The organism is Flavobacterium sp., from assembly GCF_027531705.1.
Taxonomy (GTDB): domain Bacteria; phylum Bacteroidota; class Bacteroidia; order Flavobacteriales; family Flavobacteriaceae; genus Flavobacterium.
The window spans coordinates 49535-63965 of sequence record NZ_JAPZSP010000024.1 but is presented as its reverse complement, the minus strand read 5'-3'; the positions used below and the strand labels follow the sequence as shown (position 1 = coordinate 63965).

At 31.9% G+C, this 14431-nt stretch carries 9 protein-coding genes; 8 read left to right on the top strand and 1 reads right to left on the bottom strand.

Annotated elements, in window-relative coordinates:
* The first annotated feature begins 247 nt into the window (after positions 1 to 247).
* The 8 genes from O9267_RS09955 (at position 248) to O9267_RS09920 (ending at position 13603) form a co-directional block, all read left to right on the top strand.
* Positions 248 to 3148, top strand: coding sequence for a triple tyrosine motif-containing protein (locus O9267_RS09955; RefSeq protein WP_298178827.1), 2901 nt, complete (start codon positions 248 to 250; stop codon positions 3146 to 3148).
* Between the two features lie 134 nt (positions 3149 to 3282).
* Complete coding sequence (locus O9267_RS09950) at positions 3283 to 5643, top strand: tail fiber domain-containing protein (protein ID WP_298178825.1); 2361 nt, start codon at positions 3283 to 3285, stop codon at positions 5641 to 5643.
* A gap of 134 nt (positions 5644 to 5777) precedes the next feature.
* Entirely contained in the window at positions 5778 to 6920 is a 1143-nt protein-coding gene (locus O9267_RS09945) for a hypothetical protein (protein WP_298178823.1), read from the top strand.
* Between the two features lie 12 nt (positions 6921 to 6932).
* Complete coding sequence (locus tag O9267_RS09940) at positions 6933 to 7799, top strand: hypothetical protein (RefSeq protein ID WP_298178820.1); 867 nt, start codon at positions 6933 to 6935, stop codon at positions 7797 to 7799.
* Positions 7800 to 7823: 24 nt separating this feature from the next.
* Positions 7824 to 9149, top strand: coding sequence for a T9SS type A sorting domain-containing protein (locus O9267_RS09935; RefSeq protein WP_298178817.1), 1326 nt, complete (start codon positions 7824 to 7826; stop codon positions 9147 to 9149).
* A gap of 18 nt (positions 9150 to 9167) precedes the next feature.
* Positions 9168 to 10973 (top strand): T9SS type A sorting domain-containing protein, encoded by a 1806-nt coding sequence (locus tag O9267_RS09930; RefSeq protein ID WP_298178814.1) that lies wholly within the window; start codon positions 9168 to 9170, stop codon positions 10971 to 10973.
* 105 nt (positions 10974 to 11078) lie between these two features.
* Positions 11079 to 12977 (top strand): sensor histidine kinase, encoded by a 1899-nt coding sequence (locus O9267_RS09925; RefSeq protein ID WP_298178812.1) that lies wholly within the window; start codon positions 11079 to 11081, stop codon positions 12975 to 12977.
* Positions 12974 to 13603, top strand: a complete 630-nt coding sequence (locus O9267_RS09920; protein WP_298178810.1) for a response regulator transcription factor — start codon at positions 12974 to 12976, stop codon at positions 13601 to 13603. The genes O9267_RS09925 and O9267_RS09920 overlap by 4 nt, the downstream gene beginning before the upstream one ends.
* A gap of 65 nt (positions 13604 to 13668) precedes the next feature.
* Here O9267_RS09920 and O9267_RS09915 read toward each other — a convergent pair whose 3' ends face one another.
* A complete protein-coding gene (locus O9267_RS09915; protein WP_298178807.1) occupies positions 13669 to 14430 on the bottom strand; it encodes a succinate dehydrogenase/fumarate reductase iron-sulfur subunit in 762 nt (253 codons plus the stop codon).
* Between the last annotated feature and the right edge of the window lies 1 nt (position 14431).

Below are 14431 nucleotides of genomic sequence, written 5' to 3'. Positions count from 1 at the left end.
ATGAAAAATGAAATTATTGTTACCACAATATTAATTTTTGTTTAGCGAAAACGTTGTAAATTTATTACACTTGTTTTACGTTCCTAAGATATTTGATTACTGTTTAAATACTTTTTTTTTTATAAATTATTATTTTTTAGCATTTTAATTAAAAAAAATAATTCAAGCAATCTCTCTAAAATTAGTATATTTGTTTTTTAATAAAAAAAGAGCTAAATAGAATTAGTATTTTTCAGATTATATATACATGTTAAAAAAGGTTTTTTTTATTTGGATATTTTATGCTTCATTAGGGTTATGTCAGACTAAGCATATAAACGATTTGGTACAGAATAAGTTAGGAACACCTAAAATTGTAAATTATTATAGAAATGATTTTAAAGCCGATCCTCAGTTTTGGACAATGTGTGAGACTAATGATAAATCTCTTATTTTTGGAAATAATGATGGCGCATTAGTTTTTGACGGTGAACATTGGCAAAAAGTTTATTTGCCAAATAATTCGTCTGTTAGAAGTATTGTTAAAACATCCAACGGTAAAATATATGTTGGTGGTTATAATGAGTTGGGAACTTTGCAAAAAAATAAATTTGGAGACTACTTTTACAAATCTCTTGTTACAGAATTTCATTTAGAAGATAAAAATATTGAAAATTTATGGCAAGTCCATCAATATGATAAATTTATAATTTACAGATCATTCTTAGAGCTAATAGTTATTAATGGAAGTAGAGTTACTCAATTACCTTCTAACAAATCCTTTTTATATTCAGCAAACGTTAGAGATAATTATTATGTTCAAGATTCAGAATTTGGAGTTTATAAATTGAATTCTAAATCAGTAAGCCTTGAACTTGTTTTTGATAATTCTATTTTTCCTTTAGATGAATTAGCTTCTATTCTTCCGACAAAAAATCCAAATATTATTCTTCTTACTTCAAAATCGGGTTTTGTTTATACTGGAGATATTTCTAAAAAAGCAATTATTGACAAGAACTATCTTTTTTCTGGTGTAAAAAGCGATCAAGTTATTACGGGTATTTGCCTTGATAATTATGATTATTTATTTGGAACGTTGAGTTCTCGAATTATTAAATTGAACAATTTGGGATTTATTAGTAGAGACAATGAAATTTCTGCTGGGCTTTCTTATGCTTCAATTCATTGTTTGTTTCAAACTGAAAATAAAAATATTTGGGTTTTACAAAATAATGGATTGAGTTTTTTAGATTTCAAATCTCCTTTTATTTCAGTTTTTGATGGTGCATCAGTTTATGATATTCTTGTAAAAGGAAATACGGTTTATGTTGCCACAAATAATGGAGTGTTTTATTCCAGTTTTTCATCCGTAAATAATAATTTTAATTTTGTTAAAGTTGAAGGACTTCAAGGGCAAAGTTGGGCTATTCAAGATATTGACAATGAAATTCTTATTTCTCACGATACCGGAATTTATAAGTTAGAAAACGGAAAAGTCCAAAAAATAGGAACACAAACTGGATTTTGGAAAATTACCAAGATTAAAGAAAAATCAAATTTATTCCTTGCCTCAAATTACAACGGATTATACTTAGTTGAAAAACTAGGAAAAACTTGGATAATTAAGAACAAAATAAAAGGTTTTGACGAATCTAGTAGAGATATTCTTGCCGATTATGAGCCAAACACTTACTGGATTTGTCATGGTTACAAAGGTGTTTACAAGGTTCATTTTAATTCAGATTATAGTCGAATTGATGCTGTTGATCATTTTACAAATAAAAACGGATTTAAATCGCCGTATAATATTAATGTCTTTAATTGGAAAGGCAAAATTGTATTCACAACCAATACCGGAATTTATACTTACAATAATCTAACTAATAAATTTGAACCATATTCTGCTTTGAATAAGTTATTTGATACAACTAAAAATACCAGAAAAATACTTGAAGCAAATTCTAAAACTTGGTTTATTCAAGATGATGAAGCTGGTTATTTTTATTCAAATATTGAAAATCCTAAACTCAATAAAGATTTGTTTCTTAATCTTAAAGGAAGCTTTAATCGTGGCATGGAAAGTATTTATCCAATAAGCAATAATAAAGTTTTTTTTGGCACAAACTCAGGTTTATATCTGTACACAATTTTCAATACTAAAGCAAAAGATAAGTTTCCAACAATTATTTCGCAAGTTAATTATACTCATAATCAAGAATTAAAGTTAATTGAAATTGATTCTGAAAATAACCAAATTACACTTCCAAATCAAACAGACATTTTGCGTTTTGAGTTTTCTTCGCCCAAAATGATTTCGAGTACCGAGATAAATTATAGTTATAAACTTGAAAATGTAGATGAAAATTGGTCGCCTTGGCAAAAAAACGCTTTCAAAGAATATACACATCTTCGACCAGGAAATTATACTTTTATTGTAAAAAGCAGAAATTTAGCTGGACTTGTTGGCGAAGAAACTTCTTTTCAATTCACCATTTTGCCAAAATGGTACCAAACTAATTTAGCCTACTTTATTTACTTGTTAGCAGGAATATCATTTATTTATTTTCTGTCGAGATATGTTAGCAAGAAAATTGCTTTTGAAAGATTAAAATCAAAAATTGAAGTCAAAAAAACACAGCAACTTCTTGAATTAGAAATAGAAAAGCTAAAACTAAAACACGACAAAGAAGAAATCTACAAAGATAAATTAACGCTCGAAGAAGATATAATTGGCAAGAGCAAAGAATTAGCAAACTATACGCTTTTATTAAGTCAAAAAAAGAATGCTTTTAATGATTTACAAGATGATTTAAAACAACTTAGAGAACTTCTAAAAAGTGAAGAATCTAGAAGAAAAATAACTGAAATTTTTCAAAAACTCAATCAGCATAAAATTGGGGAAGAATACATGGAAATTTTTGATGTAAACTTTGAAAAAATCCATCATGATTTCTTTGAAAAATTAAAGCAATTAGATCCAACCATTACCAAACGTGAATTGCGTCTTTGTGCTTTTGTAAAAATGGATTTAACCAACAAAGAGATTTCTCCATTGCTAAATATTTCTACAAGAGGAGTTGAAACAGCTCGTTATAAAGTAAGAAAGAAATTGAATGTTTCTCATGAAGAAAACTTCACAGCCTTTTTAGAAAAAATAGCTACAACTTGAAATTAATTTTTTTTTTTAAATTTCCATTATCATTTATCAAGGAAAACCCTTAGAAAAGAAAAACAGCAATTACCCTGAAAATTAATTGGTTGTCTAATAGTAGCTTGCACTTATAAATCAATAAGTGTTTGAGCATGAAAAAAAGCTATTTTCTTCTACTATTCTTTTTAGGTATAAAATCAATTTTTGCACAAGTTGGAATCAACACAACTACGCCCAATGCGCAATTAGAAATTAAGTCAAGTGACCAAGCAGCACCAAGTAACACAGACGGAATTTTAATTCCAAAAGTTGATGTTTTTCCTGCTACAAACCCAACGGCTACTCAACAAGGAATGATGGTTTATTTAACTACAACATCAGGAACTGATTTACCTGGATTTTATTATTGGGATAATTCAGGAACACCTTCATGGAAACCCATAGCAGGAACTAATATAGGTACATTAGACCAAGCTTACGATTTTGGAGGAGCAGGAAACGGAAAAACCATTACTGCTGATGCAGGAGCAGTAACTATTGATGGTACTGATGGTTTGGTTTCAACAGGCGTTTATACTAGCGGTGCAATTGCACCATCTGGTCCGGGAACTCGAATGGTTTGGAATCCAAGAAAAGCAGCTTTTAGAGCAGGTGATGTTGATGGAACACAATGGGATGATGAAAATATTGGTATAAGATCAGTTGCTTTTGGGCTAAGAACAACTTCAAGTGGTAACTCTTCTTCTGCTTTTGGTCAATTTTCAATAGCTAGTGGTGCTGTTGCCACTGCTTTTGGACGTTCAACGGCTAGTGGTTCATTTTCAACATCTTTTGGATATTCTTCTACTGCTAGCAATCAATTAGCAACTGCTTTTGGATTCAATACAACCGCAAGTGGAAATTTTTCTACTGCATTTGGATATGAAACAGAAGCTAGTGGAGATTATTCGACTTCGGTTGGAACACATTCTACAGCAAGCGGAAATTTTACAACTGCTTTAGGATGGAATACAACCGCAAGTGGAAATTTTACAACTGCATTTGGTTACGATACTGAAGCTAGCGGAGAATTTTCAACTGCTTTTGGACAAGTGACAATCGCAAATGGAAAATTGTCAACTTCATTTGGAAGATCGAACACTGCTAAAAGTTATGGAGAAACGGCTTTAGGAATAGGCGCAACAGATTATACACCTTCAACTAATGGCGATACTCAATTTAGAACCCCCAATGCTACTGATAGGCTATTTGTAATAGGTAATGCAATAGATACGAATGACAATGATTTCATAGACGCTAGCGAAAGAAGCGACGCACTAGTAATTCTTAAAAACGGGAATGCAGGTTTTGGTTCTTCAACACCACAAGAAAGGCTTCATTTAGTAGGTAATTTAAGAATGGTTGATGGAAATCAAGCCATTGGCAAAATATTAACTTGTGATGCCAACGGAACTGCAACTTGGCAAAACCCTGCTGTTAATGCTTGGGGTTTAATAGGTAATTCAGGAACAAATCCAATAGCTAATTTTATAGGAACTACAGATAACCAAAGTTTGGCTTTTAGAACCAATAATATAGAAAGAGTAAGAATATTAACTACTGGAGAGTTTGGAATTGGTACAACTGCGCCATCAAGAAAATTACAAATTACTGAAAACACACCTTCTACAATTAATGGTCAGCTATATATTGAACAATCTGGAACTGGTGATGCTTTTATGCATTTTGGAAATACAGGTGCTAGACATTTTAATATGGGATTGGATACTTCTGCCGAATCTTTTAAAATAAGTACAGCAACAACTGCTCCAGGTGCAGTTTCTGCAAGTACTTTAATCACATTACAATCAACTGGGGAATTTGGACTAGGAACCGTAACACCTGATAGAAAACTAGAAGTTTCAGGCACAGCAATAGGTTATGCTCGTATTACAAGCACAAGTTCTTCAGATGTCGGTATTGAACTCAAACGTTCAGGTTCAGACTGGCAAATGCGAAACGACACAGGTGATTTGGTTTTTGCACAAAGTAATGACGATTTAGCAACAGTAACCGATGTGGTTCGTGTAGGCGGTGGTTCTTTTACTCCAGTTACTGATAATGCTATTCCATTAGGACAAAGCATAAGAAGATGGACATCAGTTCATGCAGTAAATGGTGTTATTCAAACTAGTGATGCTACTGATAAAAAAGAAATGCTACCGTTGTCATATGGTCTAGAAAAAATAAAAAGTCTTCGACCAATTTCTTTTCAATGGAAAGATGCTAAAATTGATAATTCTTCCACACATTTAGGTTTTGTAGCACAAGAAGTTCAGCAAGTTTTACCCGAAGTTGTTGTTGATTATGACTGGAAAGAAATACCTGAAAGTCAAGAAAAAACTTGGGAAAAAACAGAAAAATTAGGAATGAAATATGCCGAAATCATCCCTGTTTTGGTAAAAGCTATTCAAGAACAACAAGTAATTATCGAAGAATTGAAAACTAAAATTGAAGCATTAGAAAAAAAGTAAAGTTCAATTCGTTTAAGGGAAAACCCTTAGAAGTAAAAAACAGCATTTACCCTTAAATCTAATTGATTGGTTTATAGTAGTTTGCGTTGGTAAATCAATAGTATTTTTTGTTTCAATAATTTAATATCAACAACATGAAAACACTTTTAAAAAATTTAATTACTTGTTTGCTATTTGCAATAATGAGTACTTCTTGCTCAAACGACAATGAAGAAACTGCGACTACTCTTGCTACTACCGATGTCTATATTGGAGGATCTACTAGAGGCGGTAATAATGTTCAAGTACCAACTATTTGGAAAAACGGTGTTCCTACTATCTTACCATCATTACCAGATGTTCAAACCATTGTTGAAAAAATTGTTGTTAGTGGCAATGATGTTTATGCAATAAATAGTTCGTTTAATGAAGATGGGAAAATTTTAGTATGGAAAAACGGTGTGCTTATACAAACTATTCCAAATAATTTTCCAATTGATTTAAAAGTAGATAACAATGATATTTACATATTAGGTAAATCTAACAATGTTTTCAAATATTGGAAAAATGGTGATGAAACTATTTTAACAAATAACTCGAGCTTTAATCAAGTTTTGAATATGGAAGTGCTAAATGGAGATGTTTACATTGCAGGCTCAGAGCAAAATGGTACTAGTAGCGTAGCAAAATTATGGAAAAATGGTGCTGCTACAGTAATTTCAAATCCAACATTACCCACTTTAGTTAATGGGTTGGATATAAATGGGAACGATGTTGTTGTTTTACTTCGCGAAACGTCTCTTTCAAACACAATTTCATTAAAAACATGGAAAAATGGAACAATCAACACAATAGAGACTGGGATTTTTAACGATTTTAGTTTTGGTACTGGTGTCGTTCAAATTAGTTCTAACGATATTTATGTTTCAGCAAAAGTACCATTAAGTAATTCATCTTCAAAAATCGTTTTTTGGAAAAATAATATCAAATCAGATATAACTTCTGGAACTTCAACCTCCTCTCTTTTTGATATGAAAGTGAAAGGAAGTGATGCTCATATACTTTTTTCTGAAAAAAATCCTGATGCTACAGGTAAAATGGTTTTAAAACTTTCAAAAAACGGTCAAACTACAATTCTAACAACCGATGCACAAGGTGATGTCTTAAACGCAGCAATGTCAATTTCAAATAATGGAAATGTGCATATTTCTGCTCTTGGCAAATACTTTATAAATAACACATCAGTAGGATTAGAAGGGCTTTTCTCAAGAACATTTTCCATTTTCACAGTAAATTAAAAAGTTATAATTATGAAAACAACAAAAATAAAATCGATATCAGTTTGCTTTTTACTCTTGTTTTTATCGGCTTGTGGACAAAACAATTCGCCAAAAAAGAATAAACCAACAGCTAAAAAGATGAATTTGACTAGCGGAATATTTACAGGGAAATATATTGCGTCTTATGAAAACGCTTCTATATCGGCAGAGTTGACAGAAAACAAAACTGTAGTAAAAGGATTTTTTTATATGGATGGCGTTCAAAACGAATTGATTGCCATTAGCGATAGAAACACCATGGCTGGAAAATTAAAGGATAAGAGTAAAAATGTGTATTATGATTTTACAGCAAATTTAAGAGACAACATACTTCGTTTTTCTATCACTTTTCCTGAATTAAACAATCAAGTTGTTGAACTACTACTTACCAAACAAGGATATACTTCTGGTGGTGAAAATAATCTAACTATTACTAACGGAGATTCCAATATAACTACCTCCGAAACAACTAATAGTTCAAGTTCAAAACCAAGTACTCAATTAAATTCAAGAGCAAAAGACAGGAGACTCATAGGCACTTGGCGCTATACCGAAGTATTGAGCAGTGGCGGTTATGGAGGCGATTACGCATCGGCAGCAACAGACTATTTTATTCAATTTAAACCTAATGGTGAATGTTTGTCATGGTCAGGCAGTAGTGCTGGCGGAACAAGCGATGTTACTTATGAAAGCAGAGGGAACGGCAATGTAACCACAGAAGGGTGGTACACAGAAGGGAAAAATGTAGTTTTTTATGATTTAAATACAAATGAAGAGGTAAGCATTCCTTTTCTAGCAGATGAAAACAGATTTTTATTAAAAGGTGGCAGTACTAAAATATATCAAAGAGTAAATTAAAAATAATTTAAAAAAACAATAATCATGAAAAAAAATGCACTAAAACGGATTATACTTCTATTGTTTCTTCTGAATGCAATAGCAACATTTAGTCAATGTTGGAAACAAGTTTCAGCAGGAAATAACTTTACATTGGCTATTAAAAACGATGGAACGCTCTGGGCTTGGGGCAGAATTCAAGGTGATTATGGTAATCAACAATTACCCATACAAATAGGCACTGACACCGATTGGAAATTTGCAGAAGCTGCATCAGAATACACACTCGTAATAAAAAATAATGGCACACTTTGGGGTTGGGGTAAAAACCCAAGTGGTCAATTAGGAAATGGTACCCAAACAGATGTTATGACCCTAACGCAAATAGGTAGCGACACCGATTGGGAATCTATTAGCGCTTATTACACAACGTTAGCTTTAAAAACAGACGGAACCTTATGGGTTTGGGGTGGTACTAATTTTGGATTGACTCCTCCGGTACTTTCACCTCAGCTCGTTGGAACAACTTCAGATCATTGGAAAAGTATTTCTAGTCACAATGGTACTTATGCAGCTATAAAAGTAGACGGTACGCTTTGGTTTTGGGGAAACACGCAACCTTATTTACCCTCTCAAGCACAACAGGTTACTTCTTCCATTACTTGGGATAAAGTAGTCTGTGGCGCAGGATTTCGTTTAGCTTTAAAAACAGATGGTACTTTATGGTCTTGGGGTTATAATTTTTACGGACAACTTGGTCAAGGAAATACCACGGATACTCAAATTGTAACACAAATAGGTTTAGCAACAGATTGGAAAGATATTGCTGCTAGTTATATAGGTAGTTTTGCTCAAAAAATTGATGGTTCCGTTTGGTCTTGGGGTCTTAATGCAAGTGGACAATTGGGCTATGGCTTTGAAGGCGGTTCGTTTTCTACACCAGCCCAAGTTGGTATTGCTACTGATGTGAAAACATTTGATGCAGGTGAAGATCATATTATGTATTTAAAAAATGATGATAGTATGTGGGTTTGTGGTTCTGATTATCTAGGACAATTAGGAAATGGCAATTCTTTATATTCACAAGCAACACCCATTGCTATCGCCTGCGCAGGAAGTCTAGCAACTAATGATTTTGTTGCCAATGAACTTTCTATTTTCCCAAACCCAACAACAGGAATAGTAATCATTTCAAATGAAGATAATCTTAGCATTGATAAAATTGAAATACTTGATATTTTAGGAAAAACCGTTTCTGTAAAAACCAACAACACTTCTCAAGTTGATATTTCTCATTTATCAAATGGCATTTATATTTTCAAAATCTATTCTGGAGAAACTGTTTTTCAAAAGAAAATAATTAAACAATAATCAACAAAACCAATAATCATGAAAAAAATTACATTATTACTTTTATTTATTAGTGCTTTTTCACAAGCGCAACGGTTTGATTGGGTTTCTACAGCAGGATATTCTGGTGTAGCAAATAGTTTTTCGGATGCAATTCCTATAGCAAGAGACTCACAAGGAAATATTTATATGCTAAATGGAGCAAACGGTCAGCAAATATGTCAAGGTGTAACGGCTGATTCGTTTTCGGGAACAACAACTGCTTTTTTGTATAAATTCAATGCTTCAGGAGTGTTGCAAAATATCAAACGTATTGGATTTACGCCATTAAATTTGCAAATAGGAGAAAATGATAATGTGTATGTTTTAGGTACGTTAAGTGGAACAAACTCATTAAAAATTGAAACCGAAACATTTGTAGGTGTTGCTAATAGAAATTATATTATCAAGTTTGGTGCAACTGGCAATTTGCTTTGGACAGCTTTTAACAATTCGAGTGGTCCACTATCGGCATCACCTATGTTGCAATTTGCCAACAACCATATCTATTTTCAATCGGGAAATTTGGCTATTAGTAAATTAAATACTGATGGACAATATGTTGCCACTTTAACAGCGACTTCTTTTGTTCCAGCAACAGCAAATGTTGGCGTTTCTTTTAAAGGATCGGGAGTTTTATCCAATGGAGATCTAGTTTTTTCGGCAGAATCTAGAGGCACAATTACTTATGGAACAACTACATTAACCCCAACAGGCAATCAATTTCTTGAAACAGCAGCATTGACTATTAGAACTACAGAAAATTTGAGTTTTGTTTGGGCTAACTATACCAATGGACTAAGATCACCAGATAACAATCAAATTCCAATGACAGTAGGCAATGACAACGGAATTTATATGGGCGTACAAGTCATTTCTTCGCTAACAGCTGGTACAGACACGATTACAAATACTGGTAGCAGTATAGGTTTTGGAGGTATTTTAAAAATGGATGCAGCTGGAAATAAAATTTGGTTAAAATCTACTACTCAAAGAGCTCAAACATGGGCTTTGCTAAATAATCCTGACGGTAGTGGTGTTTTTTGTGCTGGAGAAGTTTTTGGAATTCCAACTTTGGCTTTAGGTAGTACAACTCTAAATCCAGCAAACGGACCATCATTTGTTTCCAAAATTGATTATAATGGTGTTTTTCAAAATTCGTTTACTTTTGGTAGTGTGTCAGGAGCTTTTGCAAAATCATTAGCTACTAATAATCAAGGTGTTTTTTATGTTAGCGGAAGATTAAATTCTACTACAAATCCTATATTTAGTTGCATCGCTCGCGAAGGTCACATAGGCTCATATCTAGGAACTTTTACAGAACAACCTGATAGAGCACCAACACCGACTATAAATGTTAGTGGAAATACACTAACTGCATCACCTGCTTTTACTGGAACTATTCAGTGGTTTTTGAACGGTGTAGCAATTTCTGGAGCCAATTCTCAAACTTTAACGATTACTCAAACTGGTAATTATAGGGTAACTTATGTTTTGTCTGATTATAATGCTTGTACATCAACTTCATCTGTAACCACGATTTCAAATTTAGCAACGACTGATTTTGAAAACTCAACAAATTCAATTATAGTATTTCCAAACCCAACAAAAGGAATTATTACAATTTCAAATGAAGATAATCTTAAAATAGATAAAATTGAAATACTTGATATTTTAGGAAAAACGGTTACTACCAAAACAGAAAATACTTCTCATGTTGATATTAGTAATGTGGCAAATGGTATTTATATTTTCAAAATCTATTCTGGAGAAACTATTTTTCAAAAGAAGATAATTAAACAATAAATAGTTAGTTTTCTTTGTGAATGATTGTAATCTACTCTTTTTAATGCCAAAAGAGTAGATGCAATCTATTTATTTCTTAATTTTAACACAGTAAAACAGTTAGTTATGTTTAAATATTTTATTTTATTTTTTGTATTCTTCTCAACAAATGTACTTTCTCAAAAAGACACACTACAAATTTTAAAATTGATAGATGATGCAACCAATCTTGAGGTATCCAATCCTAAGGCTTCTTTAAAATTATACGATAAAACCTATTTACTTAGTAAAAAAGCTAATTATAAAAACGGCATGTATAAGTCGTTAATAAACAGTGCCTTTCCATATAGTAATATGGGTATGTATGATTCTGCAATATATCGTTTTAATAAAACAATTGCCTTTTGCAAAAAAAATAATATCGAAATCGGTGTCGCTAAAAGTTATGCAAATTTAGCTAACACGTATCAATACAAAGGCGAATATCCAGAAGCAATAAAAAATTATGTTAAATCTATCAAAATATTTGAAAAAACTAAAGATAGTGCCTTAATTAGTCAGAGTTATCAAAACCTATCAGCGGTTTATACACAATTCATAAACAAAAAGTTAGAGTTCTTTTATCTAAAAAAAGCTGAACAATTTATGCCTAAAGCCAATAAAGTGCAATTAGCGTTATTGTATGGAGACATGGGACTTGGGTATATAAGATATAATAATTTTGCTGAAAGTTTATCTTATTTCAAAAAAGCCGAAGCAATTGCTGTCAAAGAAAATAATAATGAGTTATGGTTTTATGTTACTCGAAATTTTGGTGAATATTATAGAATAAAGAAAGAGTATAAAAAAGCTATTCCATATTACGAAAAAGCATTTAAACTTGCTGATTCCGCTGTTGATATTATTCGAAAAAATGATTTGATGTACATTGTTAGTGGTTTATACCTCAATGATGGCAATTATTCCAAAGCTTTGGAGTTAGCCAATCAATCCTTAGAACTTTCAAGAAAAATTGGTGCAAGTGAATTTGAATACAAAACATTAAAACGTCTTTCCGAAATTCATAATAAACTTAACCAACCTCAAAAAGCTTATGATTTTTTAGAAAAAAGTTATGCTCTTAAAGATACTGTTTTTTCTCACAATCATTTGGAAGAAACTACTTTACTTCAAACCCAATTTGAAACCGAAAAAAAAGACAAGTCTATTGCTGAACAACAGGTTAAACTCAAAAAACAAGAGTTAGATTTAATCAAAAGCCAAAAAGAAAAACAACTATATTTTATAGCAAGTTTAGGTTTAATTTTACTTTCGTTAGGTATTTGGTATTTCTACAGACAACGCCAAAAAATAAAAAATAAGGAAATAATTGCTTTACAACAACAACAAGAGATTGCAAAATTAGAAGCCTTAATTGATGGTGAAGAAAAAGAAAGACGTAGAATTGCTCAAGAATTGCACGATGGTTTAAATGGTGATTTATCTGCAATTAAATATAGATTGTCCACGCTAGAAGAATCAGGTTTAAGTGCTATTGATACCGAAAATTTAACCAAAGTCATCAATATGATTGACGAATCGTGCGCACAAGTTAGAAGCATTTCTCATAATTTAATGCCGTCTTCCATTTTAGATTATGGTTTGTTAGAAACCGTTAAGGAATATTGTATCAAGATTAATAATTCTGATAATTTCAAAATTGACTTTCAAACTTTTGGTAATTATATTTCACTTTCCAAAAAAACGGAAACGGTAATTTACAGAATTATTCAAGAATTGGTTACCAATATTTTAAAGCATTCCAAAGCAACAGAAGCTATGATTCAATTCAATTATAGAGAAGACGAACTTTTTATAACGGTTGAAGATAACGGAATTGGTTTTGATAAAAACACTATTTCTAACGGAATTGGTCATAAAAACATTAAAACAAGAATTGATTTTCTAAACGCACAATTAGATGTTGATAGTTCTTCTACGGGAACTTCTTACACTATTTCTATTGATTTAAATAAAGTAAAATGATTCAAATAGCCATTACAGACGACCACACAATTGTGATTGAAGGCATCAAAAACATGCTAAAATCTAACAAAGAAATCGAAGTTTTACAATCTTTTGAAAACCTAAAGGATACTTTTGAAAACTTGAATGATTCTGTTGAGGTTTTGTTGTTAGATATCAATTTACCAGACGGAAATGGGATTAACGCTTGTAAAGAGCTTTTGGAAAAGCATAAAGATTTAAAAATCATTGCCTTAACCAATTTTGAAGACAGCATTTTCATCAAACAAATTCTAAAAAATGGTGCTATGGGTTATTTGCTAAAAAACACTAGCAAAACCGAACTTACTGAAGCTATAAAAGAAGTAAATAACGGTAACCGATATTTGCCAAAAAAAATTAGCGATATTCTATTAAATGATTCAATAGGAATTGAAAACTCGAGTTATTTTATTCCAAAATTAACTAGTAGAGAAAAAGAAATTCTGGCTTTAATAATCAAAGAATACACGACAGATGAAATTGCAAATGAACTTTTTGTTAGCAACAAAACAGTAGAGTCGCATCGAAGTAATTTAATGCAAAAATTAGGAGTAAAAAACTCGGCAGGATTAGTTAGAGTTGCCTTTGAAAAAGGATTGGTATAAAAAACGCATCCAAATTAATGAATGCGTTTGAGATTGTTCTTTGGTCAGAATGACAAAAAAGCTAATTATTTCAAACTTGCAGAAAGATATTCTCTATTCATTCTTGCAATATTTTCTAATGAAATTCCTTTTGGACATTCGATTTCACAAGCACCAGTATTGGTACAGTTTCCGAAACCTTCTTCATCCATTTGACGAACCATATTTAGAACTCTATTTGTAGCTTCTACTTTTCCTTGAGGTAATAATGCGTATTGAGATACTTTTGCTCCAACGAATAGCATTGCTGAACCGTTTTTACAAGTTGCAACACAAGCACCACAACCAATACATGCTGCAGCCATAAATGCTTTATCGGCATCGTCTTTAGCAATTGGAGTTGCATTTGCATCAATAGTATTTCCTGATGTGTTTACAGAAACGAAACCACCTGCTTGTTGAATTCTATCGAAAGCACTTCTATCTACAACCAAATCTTTAATTACAGGAAATGCTTTACTTCTCCATGGTTCAACAAATATGGTATCGCCATCTTTGAACATTCTCATGTGCAATTGACACGTTGTGATTCCTGTATCTGGACCGTGTGCACGACCGTTGATGTATAAAGAACACATTCCGCAAATTCCTTCACGACAATCATGATCAAATGCAATCGGCTCGATACTATCATTGATTAATTGCTCGTTTAATTGGTCTAACATTTCCAAAAACGAACTTGCTGTAGAAACATCATTCAATTTATATGTTTCTAAATTTCCTTTAGCTTTGGAGTTCTTTTGACGCCAAATTTTTAGGGTAATATTTATATTTTTTGCTGCGCTCATA

What these genes read in the sequence shown, in the direction of transcription:
- O9267_RS09945 (WP_298178823.1), top strand. Translation starts at nt 5,778, where the DNA reads ATGAAAACACTTTTAAAAAATTTAATTACTTGTTTGCTATTTGCAATA.
- O9267_RS09920 (WP_298178810.1), top strand. Translation starts at nt 12,974, where the DNA reads ATGATTCAAATAGCCATTACAGACGACCACACAATTGTGATTGAAGGC.
- O9267_RS09930 (WP_298178814.1), top strand. Translation starts at nt 9,168, where the DNA reads ATGAAAAAAATTACATTATTACTTTTATTTATTAGTGCTTTTTCACAA.
- O9267_RS09950 (WP_298178825.1), top strand. Translation starts at nt 3,283, where the DNA reads ATGAAAAAAAGCTATTTTCTTCTACTATTCTTTTTAGGTATAAAATCA.
- O9267_RS09925 (WP_298178812.1), top strand. Translation starts at nt 11,079, where the DNA reads ATGTTTAAATATTTTATTTTATTTTTTGTATTCTTCTCAACAAATGTA.
- O9267_RS09940 (WP_298178820.1), top strand. Translation starts at nt 6,933, where the DNA reads ATGAAAACAACAAAAATAAAATCGATATCAGTTTGCTTTTTACTCTTG.
- O9267_RS09955 (WP_298178827.1), top strand. Translation starts at nt 248, where the DNA reads ATGTTAAAAAAGGTTTTTTTTATTTGGATATTTTATGCTTCATTAGGG.
- O9267_RS09935 (WP_298178817.1), top strand. Translation starts at nt 7,824, where the DNA reads ATGAAAAAAAATGCACTAAAACGGATTATACTTCTATTGTTTCTTCTG.
- O9267_RS09915 (WP_298178807.1), bottom strand. Translation starts at nt 14,430, where the DNA reads ATGAGCGCAGCAAAAAATATAAATATTACCCTAAAAATTTGGCGTCAA.